General features: G+C 62.1%; 16 protein-coding genes. 3 read left to right on the forward strand and 13 right to left on the reverse strand.

All coding sequences use genetic code 11. The features are described from left to right. Positions 1–76: 76 nt before the first annotated feature. The 5 genes from TX24_RS22640 to TX24_RS22660 form a co-directional block, all read right to left on the reverse strand. Entirely contained in the window at positions 77–832 is a 756-nt protein-coding gene (locus TX24_RS22640; protein ID WP_057711175.1) for an SDR family oxidoreductase, read from the reverse strand. After that, complete coding sequence (locus tag TX24_RS22645) at positions 822–1,625, reverse strand: SDR family NAD(P)-dependent oxidoreductase (protein ID WP_057711177.1); 804 nt, start codon at positions 1,623–1,625, stop codon at positions 822–824. Before TX24_RS22645 ends, TX24_RS22640 begins: the two co-directional genes overlap by 11 nt. Next, positions 1,618–2,439, reverse strand: a complete 822-nt coding sequence (locus tag TX24_RS22650; protein WP_003192405.1) for a molybdenum cofactor biosynthesis F family protein — start codon at positions 2,437–2,439, stop codon at positions 1,618–1,620. Before TX24_RS22650 ends, TX24_RS22645 begins: the two co-directional genes overlap by 8 nt. A gap of 13 nt (positions 2,440–2,452) precedes the next feature. Next, positions 2,453–2,818 carry a cupin domain-containing protein gene (locus TX24_RS22655; RefSeq protein WP_003192404.1) on the reverse strand — a complete coding sequence of 122 codons (366 nt, stop codon included), beginning with the start codon at positions 2,816–2,818 and terminating at the stop codon, positions 2,453–2,455. A gap of 133 nt (positions 2,819–2,951) precedes the next feature. Next, entirely contained in the window at positions 2,952–4,250 is a 1,299-nt protein-coding gene (locus TX24_RS22660; protein WP_003192402.1) for an NAD(P)/FAD-dependent oxidoreductase, read from the reverse strand. Positions 4,251–4,457: 207 nt separating this feature from the next. Between TX24_RS22660 and hpaR the strand changes: the two genes are divergently transcribed. Then, positions 4,458–4,880 carry a homoprotocatechuate degradation operon regulator HpaR gene (hpaR, locus tag TX24_RS22665; RefSeq protein ID WP_044269224.1) on the forward strand — a complete coding sequence of 141 codons (423 nt, stop codon included), beginning with the start codon at positions 4,458–4,460 and terminating at the stop codon, positions 4,878–4,880. Between the two features lie 124 nt (positions 4,881–5,004). Here hpaR and hpaI read toward each other — a convergent pair whose 3' ends face one another. From hpaI to TX24_RS22705, 8 genes are all read right to left on the reverse strand, one after another. Next, positions 5,005–5,805 carry a 4-hydroxy-2-oxoheptanedioate aldolase gene (gene hpaI, locus TX24_RS22670; protein WP_057711179.1) on the reverse strand — a complete coding sequence of 267 codons (801 nt, stop codon included), beginning with the start codon at positions 5,803–5,805 and terminating at the stop codon, positions 5,005–5,007. Positions 5,806–5,821: 16 nt separating this feature from the next. Continuing rightward, a complete protein-coding gene (hpaH, locus tag TX24_RS22675; RefSeq protein ID WP_003192397.1) occupies positions 5,822–6,625 on the reverse strand; it encodes a 2-oxo-hept-4-ene-1,7-dioate hydratase in 804 nt (267 codons plus the stop codon). An 11-nt stretch (positions 6,626–6,636) separates the two neighbouring features. Further along, the gene (locus TX24_RS22680; protein ID WP_003192395.1) at positions 6,637–7,941 is read right to left on the reverse strand and encodes an MFS transporter; all 1,305 of its coding nucleotides are present in this window, start codon (positions 7,939–7,941) and stop codon (positions 6,637–6,639) included. A gap of 136 nt (positions 7,942–8,077) precedes the next feature. Continuing rightward, positions 8,078–8,470: a tautomerase family protein gene (locus TX24_RS22685; RefSeq protein WP_034134259.1), complete on the reverse strand. Its 393-nt coding sequence runs from the start codon at positions 8,468–8,470 to the stop codon at positions 8,078–8,080. Positions 8,471–8,485: 15 nt separating this feature from the next. Further along, positions 8,486–9,343, reverse strand: a complete 858-nt coding sequence (gene hpaD / locus TX24_RS22690) for a 3,4-dihydroxyphenylacetate 2,3-dioxygenase (protein ID WP_057711181.1) — start codon at positions 9,341–9,343, stop codon at positions 8,486–8,488. 154 nt (positions 9,344–9,497) lie between these two features. Then, positions 9,498–10,958 carry a 5-carboxymethyl-2-hydroxymuconate semialdehyde dehydrogenase gene (gene hpaE / locus TX24_RS22695; protein WP_034134260.1) on the reverse strand — a complete coding sequence of 487 codons (1,461 nt, stop codon included), beginning with the start codon at positions 10,956–10,958 and terminating at the stop codon, positions 9,498–9,500. A 5-nt stretch (positions 10,959–10,963) separates the two neighbouring features. Then, complete coding sequence (locus tag TX24_RS22700) at positions 10,964–11,734, reverse strand: fumarylacetoacetate hydrolase family protein (RefSeq protein WP_057711183.1); 771 nt, start codon at positions 11,732–11,734, stop codon at positions 10,964–10,966. Continuing rightward, the gene (locus TX24_RS22705) at positions 11,731–12,396 is read right to left on the reverse strand and encodes a fumarylacetoacetate hydrolase family protein (RefSeq protein WP_057711185.1); all 666 of its coding nucleotides are present in this window, start codon (positions 12,394–12,396) and stop codon (positions 11,731–11,733) included. Before TX24_RS22705 ends, TX24_RS22700 begins: the two co-directional genes overlap by 4 nt. A gap of 128 nt (positions 12,397–12,524) precedes the next feature. Between TX24_RS22705 and hpaA the strand changes: the two genes are divergently transcribed. After that, on the forward strand, positions 12,525–13,385 hold the full coding sequence (gene hpaA / locus TX24_RS22710; protein ID WP_034134261.1) for a 4-hydroxyphenylacetate catabolism regulatory protein HpaA: 861 nt from the start codon (positions 12,525–12,527) through the stop codon (positions 13,383–13,385). A 210-nt stretch (positions 13,386–13,595) separates the two neighbouring features. Beyond that, entirely contained in the window at positions 13,596–14,726 is a 1,131-nt protein-coding gene (locus TX24_RS22715) for a type III secretion protein (protein WP_169878806.1), read from the forward strand. Positions 14,727–14,753: the final 27 nt, after the last annotated feature.

Consider the following 14,753-nt stretch of genomic DNA (forward strand, 5'->3'; position numbering starts at 1 on the left):
CGCGTCCCGCCCCAGAAGTCGTGACGCGGAGCGTCACAGGATGCATTCCCACGCAGAGCGTGGGAACGATCGGGTTTCAGATTTCGGGCAGCGTCGCGCCACCGTCCACCACCAGCGTCTGCCCGGTGATATAGCCCGCCAGGTCAGAGGCCAGAAACACCATCGCCCCGGCAATATCCGCCGCCGCGCCCAGGCGCCCCAGCGGCACACGGCTGGCGATGCTGTCATTCACGGCCGCATCGCCCAGGTTATCCATCGCCGGGGTAGCAATCATGCCGGGCTCCACGCCGTTGACCCGCACATTCAACTGCGCCAGCTCCAGCGCCGCATTGCGGATAAACCCATTCACCCCGGCCTTGGACGCCGCATAGTGGCTCAGGCCCGGATAACCGACCCGGTTGCCGGTGACCGAAGACGTCACCAGCACGCAGCCCCGGCCTTGCTCGCGAAACCTCGGCAACGCCGCCTGGGTCAGCCAGAACAGCGCCGACAGGTTCACCGCCAGGGTGCGCTCCAGAATCGCTGGGGTGATGTCGGCAAAGGCGGTCAGCGGAAAGTACCCGGCGTTGTGCACCAGCACATCCAGTTGCGCCAAGCCTTGGACGCAAGCAAACACCGCTTCGGTATCCGCCAGGTCAACGCCAACGGCGTCAACCTGATGCCCTTGCGTGCGTAACCCGGCAGCCAGGGCTTCAGCCTGTTCAAGCAGACGGTCAGCAATCACCACCCGCGCACCGCGTTGGGCAAAGGCCTGGACGATGCCCAGGCCAATGCCTTGGGCACCGCCGGTGACCAGCACGACTTGGCCGCTGAAATCCAGGTCATGGGGCATGGGCAGGCTCCAGGCGCGTGAACGCCAGCGTCGGCACGTCGACGATGCTGGACCCACCGTCCGCCACCAACGTGGCGCCGGTAATGATCGAGGCGTCGTCGCTGGCCAGGAAGCGGCACACCTTGGCGATCTCGTCGGCACGGGCGGCGCGCCGCAGCGGTACATCGGCACACACGCGCGCATAGGCCTGCTGCAAGGTCTCGCCGTACGCCTCCATCAACGGCTGCATCTCCGCGTCGGCCATCGGCGTGTGCACCCAGCCTGGGCACACCGCGTTCACCCGCACGCCATGGGGCCCATAGTCACGGGCCAGCGAGCGGTTGAGCCCGAGCAGCGCATGCTTGGCGGTGGTGTAGCCACACACCTCGGGGCCTGCTGCCAATGAGGCGATGGAGCCAATCAGCACCATGTTCCCGGCGCTTTCCTGCAGCAGCGGCAGGCAGGCGCGAGCGCTGTAGAACGCACTGTCGAGGTTGCTGCGCAGCGCGCCTTCCCAGGTGGCCGGGCTGGTCTGGGTCGCGCTGCCCAGGCCGTGGCCACCGGCACAGGCCAGCAGCACATCGAGGCGCCCGCAGTGGGTGCGGATTTGTTGGATGAAACCGTCCCAGGTGTCCGGGCAGGCGGCATCGCCCACCAGGATCAGCCCGCCGGTGTCCTGCGCCACCTGTTCCAGCGGCTCACGACGCCGACCGATCAGCACCAGATGCGCGCCTTCCTGTGCGTACAAGCGTGCGCAGGCGGCGCCGATGCCGGTGCCGGCTCCGGTGATCACCACCGTGCGCGGCTCAGTCACGGGGGTACTCCGTGTGGTTGAGCACCTGGCAATAGGAACTGATCGGGAAGTTCGACAGCGCGTCGAAGGACGCCCCGGCATAGCCGAAGATCTTGCCGTCGCTGCGGTGCTGTTGCAGGTCGATCAATACCAGGCCGAGGGTCGGCACGATCTTCTCCTGCCAGACGAACAGGTACAGCTGTTCGGCGATCTTGTAGTAATGGCAGCGGTCAGTGTCGCACAGGCCTTTCTCCACGCCCTCAAGGCATTGCCAGGCGTAGAACCGCGGGTTGAGGTAGATGTGTTCGTAGACCTCGCTGGGGCTGTAGCGATAGTGGTTGCGCAGGCCGACCAACTCGTCGGTGGGGGCGTGCAGGCAGTGGCCATCCTGCCACGGCCGGTCGAGGCTGCCGTGGAGGAAGTCAACCTGTACCGAGGTCAGCGGTTTGCCGGCCAGGGCGCGGTGGTACAGGCCTTCGTGGGTCTCTGCCGGTTCTGGCATACGGCCAATCACGGCGGTAAAGGAGGCATTTGGCGTGTCCAGCACCAGGCTGATCGACCAGCTTTGCCCGGCCTCATGCTTGATAAAGTCCACCAGGTACAGGCCCGGACGAATCGAGCTGGCGCGGTAGGCAGCGCTGCCGCTGGAGTGGCCATCGGCGGCGTGCCAGGCCAGGCGCTCCTGTTCGAAGCGGTGTTCGATCTGCCAGCCATTGGCAAAGTGCAGAGTGAAGGTCTGGCCGGCCAGGTCGGCCAGATTCGGCAGAATGAACGCCTCGGGTGCAAACCCCTCAGCCAGGGCGCCTACGGTGATCCAGTCAGATGAATTCGACATGGCAACCCCTCCCTTACACGACGGCGAAGTAGTGTTTGACGAAACTCTCGCTGATCACTTCCCACAGCACGGGCGTGCCCTTGGTCACGAACCAGCTGTCACCGGCCTTGTAGCGGGTGGATTGGCCGGTGGACTCGTCGGTCAGCACCACTTCGCCGGTGACTATCGTGGCCTGTTCGGCGAACGGGTAGACCATGCGGAACTTGCCCTGGGTGGTGCCGAAGTACGCACTGCTGACCGCATCGGTGGGCGCGCCGAAAGTCATCTTGCCGAAGGCGCGTACTTCGCCTTCGAGGATTTGCGAGCCGAGGTCGGCCACGGTGCCCCAGGCGTCGAGTTCCGACAGCTGGACGTTGTGTTTGAGGGTGGTAAGTGTCATGGCAGATGCTCCGATAAGTACGAGATTTTTGTAGGAGCGAGCTTGCTCGCGAAGAACGTCTGGGCACCGCGATTTACCTGAAGGCCCGCGTTATCGTTGACGTTCTTCGCGGGCAAGCCCGCTCCTACAGGGGTTAGCGGCGACCGTTCCAGTAGCCGGATAATTGGTGCCAGGATTTGCCCGCCGTCAGCAGCAGGGGGCGAATCGCGTCCTTGCCGAGGATGGTGGGGCGGGAGATCGAGCTGACCAGGTCATAGCGCGCCGAGCCCTCGCTCATGCCTTCGGCCAGCACCTTGCAGATGATGTGGCTGGGGGTGACGCCAAAGCCGGAATAGCCCTGCACGAAAAACGCATTGCTGCGCCCCGGCAAAGTGCCCACCTGCGGGAACAGGTTCGGGCTGCACGCCATCGGGCCGCCCCAGGCCAGGTCGATTTTCACGTCCTTGAGGTAGGGAAAAATCTTCAGCATCAGGTGGCGGTTCCAGGCTTTCAGATCGCCGGGAATGTGCTCCACCAAAGGCGTGGCGGCGCCGAACAGCAGGCGGTTTTCGTTGGTCACGCGGTAGTAGTCGATCACCGGGCGGATATCGCTGTAGGCCCCACGGATCGGGCTGATGCGCTGGATCAACTCCTCGGACAACGGCTCGGTCATCATCTGGAACGCGTAGGTGTTGATGGTCGAGCGGTGCAGTTCCGGCTCCAGCTTGTTGAGGAAGCTGTCACAGGCCCACAGCAACTTGCTGGCGCGTACCGAACCGCGACCGGTGCGCACGGTGATGCGCTCGCCGTAGCTGACTTCCAGGGCCGGGCTGTTCTCGAAGATCTTCACACCATGGCTGACCAGCGCGGTGGCTTCGCCCAGCAGCAGGTTCAGTGAATGCACATGCCCGCCACCCATGTGCAGCAGGGCGCTGGTGTAGGCGGTGGAGCCGATGATCTGCTGCACGTCAGAGCCGCCAAGAAAGCGGATTTCGTGCTGGCTGTTGATCGACTTGAAGTCTTTCTCCCAGGCGCGCAGGGTTTTTTCCTGGCGGGCGTTGAAGCCCATGTAGCCGTAGCCGTGGCAAAAGTCTGCGTCGATGTTGTACTTGGCGATGCGGTTCTTGATGATGTCGGCGCCCAGGTCGCTGATCTCGAACACTTGGCGCAGGCCGTCTTCGCCCACGTCCTTCTTGATCTTCTCCAGGTCATGGCCGATGCCTGCCATGATCTGCCCACCGTTGCGGCCCGTGCCGCCAAAGCCCAGGTAGCGCGCTTCGAGCACGACAATGTTGGTGATGCCTTTTTCCGCCAGCTCAAGGGCCGTGTTAATTCCGGAAAAGCCGCCGCCGATGACCACGACGTCCGCGTCGATATCCTGTTCCAGGGTGGGGAAGCTGAGGTTGTATTTCTTGGTGGCGGTGTAGTACGTGGGGGTTTCGATGTTGATCATGGCGCAGCCTGAAAAAGTGAAGGAAGGCGCTAAAGCGGATGCCTCCATTAGGGCCCTTGGCGGGCTGGAAGTCTTGATCCTGCGTGCCCGGGTTTTTGATTCAGCGCGCCACGGGCGAGGGCACCTATAAGTTATAGCGCGCTCGCCGGCCGGGAATGTTAGAGTTTCGTTAAACTATTAACTAAATACTTCGTGACCCTGAGCCCTATGTCCACACCTCGACAATCCCTGACCCTGGCCTTGCTGCAAGCGCGCGAGGCCGCGATGAGTTTTTTCCGTCCTTCCCTGAATGAACACGGCCTGACCGAACAGCAATGGCGCATCATCCGCATCCTTGAACAGCACGGTGAGTTGGAGATCTATCAACTGGCTGAACTGGCCTGCATCCTCAAGCCGAGCATGACCGGCGTGCTGGTGCGCATGGAAGCGGCCGGCATGGTGCACCGGCGCAAGGCCGAACAGGACCAGCGCCGGGTGCTGATTACCCTGGCGGACAAGGGCAAGGCGAGTTTCGAGTCCATGAGCCAGTGCATGGAGGCCAACTATCAGCGTTTGCAGGATCAGTTGGGCGCAGAGAAATTCCAGACCTTGTTGGGGTTGCTGGATGACTTGAAGAACATCAAGCGCTGACTCAATTGCTGAACCACCACCGATCAACTTTGGGAGCTGGCTTGCCTGCGATAGCGCCGGGTCAGCTGGCTTATTTGTCGTTGATGCACCGCTATCGCAGGCAAGCCAGCTCCCACATTGAGTCTCAGTAGACGCCACCGGTATTGGCAGCCACAGGTATGTCTTTGAACTTCCCGGCCAGGCTTTGCAGCCCCCGCATCAACACCGTGGTATCCACTCCTACCGCCACGAACGTCGCCCCCAACTCGATATAGCGTCGTGCGAGATTTTCATCCGCACTGAGAATCCCTCCCGCCTTACCCGCCTTGACGATACGCACGATGGCGTCCTCAATCGCCGCTTGTACCTCGGGATGCCCCGGATTGCCACGGTGGCCCATGGACGCGCTCAAGTCTGCCGGGCCGATAAACACACCGTCCACGCCTTCGACGGCAGCAATGGCGTCCAGATTGGCCAGGCCCTCGGCATTCTCAATCTGCACCAGCAGGCACATCTGCGCATCAGCCTGGTCGAGGTAATCGGCGATGCTGTTCCAGCGCGAGGCGCGGGCCAGGGCGCTGCCGACCCCGCGAATACCCTGGGGCGGGTAGCGCAGGGCCCGCACCAGTTCCCGGGCCTGGGCGGCGTTTTCGACCATGGGCACCAGCAGCGTCTGCGCGCCGATATCCAGCAGTTGCTTGATCAGGGCCGTGTCGCCGATCACCGGGCGAATCAACGCCTGGCTGGGGTAGGGCGCAATGGCCTGTAACTGCGCGAGCATGTCCCCCAGTTGGTTGGGCGCATGTTCGCCGTCGATCAACAGCCAGTCGAAACCGGCGTTGGCGGCCAGCTCCGCGCAGTAGGCGTTGGCAAGGCCGAGCCACAGGCCAATCTGTACCTCGCGGTTGTGCAGGCGTTGCTTGAAGCGGTTGACAGGCATGTCCATGACAGTCCTCCTGGGTTCAGACGAAGCGGCAGGCAATCGAGCCGAGCAGGTCGTAGTCGACGTGGAAGGTATCGCCAGGGCGGGCTGCCACGGGGCGGGTAAACGAGCCGCCGAGAATCACCTGGCCGGGCAGCAGGGTGACGTCATAGGGCGCCAGCTTGTTAGCCAGCCACGCCACGCCCTTGGCCGGGTGGTTGAGCACCGCCGCCGACACCCCGGACTCTTCGATCACGCCATTGCGATACAACACCGCCGGCACCTTGCGCAGGTCGATCTCGGTGGGGCGCACGGCGCGGCCGCCGAGTACCACACCGGCGTTGGCGGCGTTGTCGGAGATGGTGTCGAACACCTTGCGGGTGGCGTTGGTGTGGGGGTCGACTTGCTGGATGCGGGCGTCGATGATTTCCAGCGCCGGGATCACCCATTCGGTGGCGTCGAGCACATCGAACACCGTGCAGTTGGGCCCTTTGAGCGGTTTGCCGAGGATGAAGGCCAGTTCCACTTCCACCCGTGGCACGATGAAACGCTCGAAGGGGATGTCGCTGCCTTCGTCGAAAAACATGTCGTCGAGCAGGGCGCCGTAATCGGGTTCGGTGATATTCGACGACACCTGCATGGCCCGTGAGGTCAGGCCGATCTTGTGGCCCTTGAGCGTGCGCCCGGCCTTGATCTTTTGCGCGACCCATTCACGCTGAATGGCGTAGGCGTCCTCGATCGTCATGCCGGGGTAGTCGAGGGAAAACTGGCGCACCTGTTCGCGGCTGCGTTCGGCGCGGTCAAGGTTTGCGGCGGCCGCGAGGATTTGCTGGGAGTCGAGCATGGCAACGGTCTCTAGTGTGGGTTGACGATGGCGGCCTGGGTGCGCAGCACCAGCAAGCCACCGAGGGCGATAAACAGGGCGAGTACGTACAGGGCCAGGCTGGCGCTCTGGGTGGCGTCGCGCATCCAGCCGATCAGGTACGGCGCGAGGAACGCCGCGATACTGCCGAACGAGCTGATCATGGCGATGCCCGCCGCCTGGGTGGTGTGGGAAAGAAACGCCGGTGGCAGTTGCCAGAACATCGGCAGCGCGGCGCTTGCGCCCATCCCGGCAACCACCAGCCCGCTCATCACCAGCAACGCATTGCCGGGCGCCAGGCCCGCCACGGCGATACCGAGCGCGGCCATCAGCAGGGGCACACACAGGTGCCAGCGGCGCTCGCGGTGGCGGTCGGACGAGCGCCCGCAGCCGAGCATGAAGAAGCAGCCGGCCAGGTACGGCACGGCGCTGAGCAAGCCGACCTGGCTGTCACGGCCGATGCCGGCGCCGTGGATCAGGGTGGGCATCCAGAACGCCAGGGTGTTGACCGCCAGCATCACCGCAAAGTACACAGCCACCAGCAGCCACACCTGCGGGTCTCGCAGGATGCCGCCGAACGAGGTGATGGTCTTGCGCTGTTCCTCGTTGCTCAATTGGGTGCGCAGTTGCTGTTTTTGCTCGGCAGTCAGCCAGTGCACCGACTCGAAACTGTCCGGCAACCACTTGAGCACCACCAGTCCCAGCAGCACCACGGGCGCGCCTTCGATCAGGAACATCCACTGCCAGCCGCGCAGGCTGCCGACATCATGGAAGTTCTCCAGGATCGCCCCGGAAATCGGCCCGCCCAACACCCCGGCCATGGGCACCGCAATGGCAAACAAGGCGGTGACCTGGGCGCGACGGCGTGCCGGGTACCAGCGGTTGAGAAACACCAGAATCCCGGGGAAAAACCCGGCCTCGGCCACCCCCAGTAGAAAGCGCAGCACGTAGAACCCGCGCGCGCTCTCCACCCACAGCATGCCGGTGGAGAGCAGGCCCCACACCACCATCAGGCAGGCGATCCAGCGCCGTGGCCCGACGCGGTCCAGGGCAATGTTGCTGGGCACGCCGAACAACGCGTAGGCGATGAAGAACAGCCCGGCGCCGAAGCCGTACACGGTGTCGCTGAAGTGCAGGTCGCTGCTCATCTGCATCTTGGCAAAGCCGATGTTGATGCGGTCCAGATGGGCGAACAGGTAACACACCAGCAACAAGGGCATCAGGCGCCAAGTCACCAAACGATGGGTGCGGTCGTGCTCGGCAAGCTGCAGGCTTGCAGTGGAATGGGCTGTGCTCATGGTGGTGTTCTTTTTGTTGTTGTAGGAGCGAGCTTGCTCGCGAAAAACGTCAACGAAAACGCAGCGCTGTTGGGTCCGCGGTGCCTGTGGGCTTTTCGCGAGCAAGCTCGCTCCTACAGGGGGGGGCGGGGCCGTTTCAGCTTGCCGGGTTGTTCAGGAACGCGTGCACATTGTTCTGCTTGAAGTTGAGCTGCGGGTGCAGCTCGATCATCTCGAACGACAGCGCGAGCAAGCGCTGCGCCTGCAGCTCGGCGAAGTGCTCGGTAATCACCGCGAACACTGCTTGGGCGACGGCCTCGCGGGTTGCCAGGTCGCGGCCGTGGCCGACCTTGAGGGTCATGTGCACAAAGGCATAGTCGTGCTTGCCGTCGGCCATGCGCCAGGTGTCCAGGCGTACGCCGCGACTGCGAATGCCGCCCAGCGGAAACACACCGCTGTCGCCCAGCACGCGGTGGATTTTTTCAAACAGACCGGGCAAGTCGGCCTGCTGTTCGAGGTTGTCGGTGTACTCAGCGATAAAGTGCGGCATGGGGCTCTCCCAGGGTTAAAGCGGGAAAAACGCGTTGATCTGGCCGGTGCCCGAACTGCCGAACGGCGGCGTGATGATCTCAGCCGGCTTGGCATAGTCCGGCCCACCCAGCAGGCCCAGGAGCATGGCGGTGTCGTGCATCTTGCCTTCGCCAAAACAGTGTTCGGCGTAGTCGGGCAGCATGGCGCAGAACTCTTTGAAGCGACCTTGCTTCCACATTTCCACGACATGCAGGTCCACCTGCTTGTCGAATTCGCGGGTCCAGTTGTGGATATTCGCCTCAGCCTCGCGGTCGTCCGAGAACCGATGGGACAGCGAGCCGGAAGCGAGCACCAGCACCTTGCGGTCGCTCTTTTCAATCGCCCGGCGCACGGCGGCGCCGAAGGCAAAACTGTCTTCCAGGCGATGCCAGGCGCACCAGGCAGCGATGGAAATCACCTTGAATTTCTCTGCGTCGGGCACCCCCATGTGCATGTAGCGCATGGGCACCAGGGTGCCGTATTCCAGCTCCAGGCTCGGGATGTTATGGGCCATGCTGCGCACGCCGGCCAGGTTGGCTTCGGCGGCGATCAGCTCCCCCAGTTCGGGGCAGCCGGGGTAGGCGTAGTCCATGTTCTTGATGAAGTGCGGCAGCTCGTTGCTGGTGTAAGTGCCCTGGAACTGTTCACCGCAATTGACGTGATAACCACTGTTGACCAACCAGTGCACGTCGAACACCACTGCCGTGTCGGCGCCCAGTTCTCGGGCTCGCCGGCCGATTTCCTTGTGCCCGGCAATCGCCGCTTCGCGACAGCCGTGATGCTTGCCGGGCAGTTCCGACAGGTACATCGACGGTACGTGGCAGATCTTCGCTGCCAGAACCACTTCGCCCATGATGACTCTCCTGAATAATTATTCTTGTATGGCCTGTGAGGTCCCTGTGGGAGCTGGCTTGCCTGCGATGGCATCGACTCGGTACGGCTAAAGGACCGCGGTGTCTGCATCGCGGGCAAGCCCGGCTCCCACAGGAGGCTTGTTTGAGCCTGGGCTACACGCCCCAGCGCGGAATGTGATGACTACCCATGGAAATACACACGTTCTTGATCTCGGCAAACACTTCAAAGCTGTACTGCCCACCTTCACGCCCGGTGCCCGAGCCTTTGACCCCGCCGAACGGCTGGCGCAAATCCCGTACATTCTGGCTATTGATAAATACCATGCCCGCTTCGATACCGCGCGCCAGGCGGTGGGCCTTGCCGATGTCCTGGGTCCAGATGTAGGAGGCCAGCCCGTACTCGGTGTCGTTGGCCAGTTGCAGCGCCTCAGCTTCATCCTTGAACGGAATCAGGCACACCACCGGGCCGAAGATTTCTTCCTGGGCGATGCGCATCCGGTTGTTCACGTCGGCAAACACCGTCGGCTGGATAAACTGGCCGCGGCTCAGGTGCGCCGGCAAGTTCGCCGGACGTTCCAGGCCGCCAGCCAGCAGCGTGGCGCCTTCCTCCAGACCGATCTTGATATAGCCGGTGACCTTGTCGTAATGGGCCTGGGTGATCATCGAGCCGACCTGAGTCTTGGGGTCCTGGGGGTCGCCGACGATCAGGCGCTTGGCCCGCGCCGCGAACTCGGCGACAAATTGTGGGTAGACGCTTTCCTGGATAAAGATCCGGCTGCCAGCGGTGCAACGCTCGCCGTTGAGGGAGAAGATCGTGAAGAGTGCTGCGTCGAGGGCGCGTTCCAGATCGGCGTCTTCAAAAATCAGCACCGGCGACTTGCCGCCCAGTTCCATGGAGTACTTTTTCAGGCCGGCGGTCTGCATGATTTTCTTGCCGGTGGCGGTGCCCCCGGTAAAGGAAATCGCCCGCACGTCCGGGTGGCGCACCAGGGCATCGCCCGCGGTGGCGCCGTAGCCCTGGATCACATTGAGCACGCCGTTGGGGATCCCGGCTTCCACCGCCAGGCGCCCCAGTTCATTGGCGGTCAGCGGCGACAGTTCCGACATCTTCAGCACCGCCGTATTGCCCAGCGCCAGGCACGGCGCGGTCTTCCAGGTGGCGGTCATGAACGGCACGTTCCAGGGCGACACCAGCCCGCACACGCCCACTGGCTGGTACAGGGTGTAGTTGAGCATCTGGTCGTCCACCGGGTAGGTGTGGCCGTCCATGCGCGTGCAGACTTCCGCGAAGAAATCAAAATTGTGCGAGGCACGCGGAATCAACACGTTCTTGGTCTGGTGGATCGGCAGGCCGGTGTCCAGGGTTTCCAGCTCGGCCAGGTGGGGCACGTTCTGTTCGATCAACTCGCCCAGTTTGCGCATCAAGCGTGCGCGCTCCTTGGCTGGTGTATTGGCCCACTTGGGAAACGCGGCCTTGGCCGCCGCCACGGCCTGCGCAACTTCTTCGGCACCGCCGCTGGCCACTTCGCCGATGGCCTCGCCGGTGGCCGGGTTGTAGTTGATAAAGGTGTCTTTGCTTTCGACCTCACGGCCGTTGATCCAGTGTTTGATCATGGTGCTCAAGCCTCTTTGCGCGCGGAGAAAAACTCCGTTTCACTGACAATACGGTTAACCAGGCGGCCCACGCCTTCGACTTCCACCACCACTTCATCGCCCGGCACCACATCGGCCAGGCCCTCGGGCGTGCCGGTGGCGATCATGTCGCCCGGTTGCAGGGTCATGAAGCTGGACAGGTATTCGATGAGGTAGGGGATATCGAAAATCATGTCTTTCGTGCTGCCTTCCTGGCGCAGTTCGCCGTTGATCCAGGTGCGCAGCTTCAGGTTGCCTGGGTCGGGCACATCGGCCACGTCGACGATCCATGGGCCGACCGGGGTGGTGGCGTCACGGTTTTTCACGCGCAGGTTGGGACGGTAGTAATTCTCGAGGTAGTCGCGGATCGCATAGTCGTTGCACACCGTGTAACCGGCCAGGTAGTCCAGGGCGTCGGCGCGTTTGACGTTGCGCGCGGTCTTGCCGATCACCGCCACCAGCTCGCACTCGTAGTGCATGTAGGCGACGTTGTCCGGGCGCCAGGTAACTTGGCGGTGGCCGGTGTAGGTGCCCACCGATTTGATAAAGGCCAGCGGCTCGGTCGGCGGCGTAAAGGCCAGTTCGGCGGCGTGGTCGGCGTAGTTCAAACCCAGGGCGAACATGTTGCCGGTGGCGGGTGGCAGCCATTGCACCTGGTCTTCGGTGAGCAGGCGGCCATCGTCCAGGCGCGCGCTGCAATCGGCCTCCACCAGCACATTGTGGACGGTACCTTCAAATTGGATACGTGCGCGTTTCATGCCGATGCCTCTGCTGCAATGGTGTTGCTCAGGCGGCCAATGCCGGTGATGTCGACCTCGACCTGATCGCCTGGCTGTACATCCACGCGGCCTTGCGGGGTGCCGGTGATCAGCACGTCGCCGGGATGCAGGGTCATGAACTCGCTGATCTCGGCGATCAATTGCGGGATGTCCCGTACCCAATCGGCGGTGGAGCTTTCTTGGCGCAGCTCACCATTGACGAACAGCTTGAGGCTCAGTTGGTTGGGGTTGGCGACTTGATCCCGCGCAACCAGCTGCGGGCCCAGGGCGCAAAAACCATCGCGGCATTTGGCTTTGACGGCGGGGCGGTAGTAGCTGTCTTCCGGCAGGCTGAATTCATTCACCACCACATACCCGGCCACATGGGCCATGGCGTTCTCCAGGCTGACACGGCTGGCGCGCTGGCCGATCACCACGCCCAGCGCCGGGCCCGGTTGCAGGCGCTCGCCCGCAGGCTGCAGCACTACGCCGCGATGGGCATTGCGGGTGTTGGGCGTCTTGATAAACAGCACCGGCTTGGTTGGCGGCTTCTGGTAGGGCGCCTGTTGGAAGGCGGCGAGATGCTGGTCCAGCAGGCCCTGGTAGTTCAGCGCAACGCCGAACAGGGTGCCGCTGGCAACATCATGCAGGGTACGGCTCATGCGTTTCTCCTGGCGGTGACGACGGCTGCATAGGCAGTTCGTTAAGTTGTTAACGTTATAATTAATATGTTAACTACCGTCAAGCGTGGCACACTGCACTGGCCTCACAACAACAAGAAGAGAGCCCCGTGAAGCCGATCCCCAACATCAACATCGGGCAGGTCTACGACCAGCGCTACAGCGACGCCGAGGTGCATTACGACAAGCTCGGCAACCTGGCGGGTTTTTTCGGGCGCAATATGGCGGTGCATCGCCATGACCGGTTTTTCCAGGTGCATTACGTCAAGAGTGGCGCGGTGCGGGTGTATCTGGATGACCGCCAGTACGTTGAATCGGGGCCGATGTTTTTTCTCACGCCGCCCACGGTGGCCCACGCTTTTGTCACCGAAGCGGATGCCGATGGGCATGTATTGACGGTGCGCCAGCAGCTGGTGTGGAGTTTGATCGACGCCGATCCCAGCCTTGCCTCCGGTGCAGCCTGTGTCGCCTTGAATGGCGACGCCGAGGGGCTGGAGCAACTCTTCGAGGCGCTGTGCAGTGAAATCAACACCGAACGGGCAGGGCGCGCCGCCGCCCTCGACAGCCTCACAAGGCTGATCATGATCCGCCTGCTGCGCCTGTGCGCCCACGCCCAGCCGGCACGCCCGACCGCCCATGAAGACCTGCGCATCTTCCATCGTTTCAACGAGCTGATCGAAGCCCACTACCTGGAACATTGGCCGTTGGCGCGTTATGCCGAAAGTATTGGCGTGACCCAGGCGCGGCTCAATGAAGTGTGCCGGCGCATTGCCGACCTGCCCTCCAAGCGCCTGATCCTGGAGCGGCTGATGCAGGAGGCCAAGCGCCTGCTGTTGTTTACCGGCAGTTCGGCAAATGAAATCTGCTACCAGCTGGGGTTCAAGGACCCGGCGTATTTCAGCCGGTTTTTCTTGCGGTATGCGCAGATGACGCCGGGGGAGTATCGGATACGGCAGGCGGGGATGCGCTGATAAGGGGTCGGACAAAAAACGCAACGTTGAGGAATTGGCTGATAGTGGTCCGTTAAGCGAGAAGGATGTTGTTACCTGTCGAGCCGGAACCTTTCCCCCCGCCTGGCCACGCAAGAGTACTTGTTCAGTGCCGGGTTCGGCAGTGGCAGTGGGCAAGTAGTGCCAGACCGTTCGCGATTATCCCCCTTCGATCAAATGAGACGCCCTACCATGCTCACGCACACTCAGCCTGCTTATTCGCCCGCGCACTCAAGGTTTACATCGCCTGGTAAAACCCTTGATCAGGCAGTGACAGATCAACCCAATCACTTTGGTAAATTACCGGCACATTCTCCGATTGGCCCAAGTGTCAACTCAAACCGGGACGCAGAGCTGGGGGAGCTGTTGAAGCTGTTGGGTACATTAGTGGTGTCACTTAAAACCTGGATGAGCAGGGAGCATGAGGCGCCGAAACCACAGCCACCCGTTACGGCTTACCCAACCCCACTTGTGAGTTCACCGCACAGGCCGCTGGTTAATACCGTGCCTGCACCGGACAGCGTTCCCACCATCAGGGGTGAGTGGAAAGAACAATTGGCACCGTTCATGAACCGGTCGAACCTGGCCAGTACCCGTAACGCGTTTGATACCGAACTTATTGAGATGTTCTCAGATAAAAACTATGAGCCAATCACTGCGTTTATGTCTGAAAAACCCAAAGGTCAAAAGCCTGACGATCTGCACAATGGGTTGCGTGCCACGTATGAGAACTTTCCTTATCTGGGTGCTCTGGGCCGAGAGGAGCACGTGGCCGCGATCAAGGTTGCCATGGCCACGTTCGGGCAAAGCCCAGCCGGGATTTTCAAGCACGTCGCCAAACATGGTGACCACTATGACGTGACGATGCGAGACGGCTTCAAGCTGACAATAACCGTTGAAGAACTTGAACTGGCGGCCAAGGCGGCAAAGTTCAGTGGCGGCGATGAAGGCATGGTCAAGGATGCGCAATTTCTGTTTGCTGTGATGAGCAAGCGTCAATACCTGGAGCTTGAGCGCGACAGCGCAACGGACCCCTTCATGAGCCTGTACGGCAAAGACAGTGCGTACCACGCCCATCGCACTTATCCCGGTGTGCTGTCGGGGGCCGGAGGCGGCATCGACGGTGATACGGCGCTGTCCTATCTGGGGCTTAAAGAACATCTGCAGGTCATCGATGCCAGTGCATTGGGCACGCAGGTCGGCGTGCCGTTGGACAAGGGCGCACGAAACAAGAACGGTGTAATTATTGAGGGCGTGATGGAGGGGCAGTTATATAACACGCCGGTTTCACCGTCATTGAAGGTGGTCACGCTTCGCGGGTGATTTAAAGTATTTAGTGAATAATAGGGG

This window comes from Pseudomonas lactis (assembly GCF_001439845.1).
Taxonomy (GTDB): Bacteria; Pseudomonadota; Gammaproteobacteria; order Pseudomonadales; family Pseudomonadaceae; genus Aquipseudomonas; species Aquipseudomonas lactis.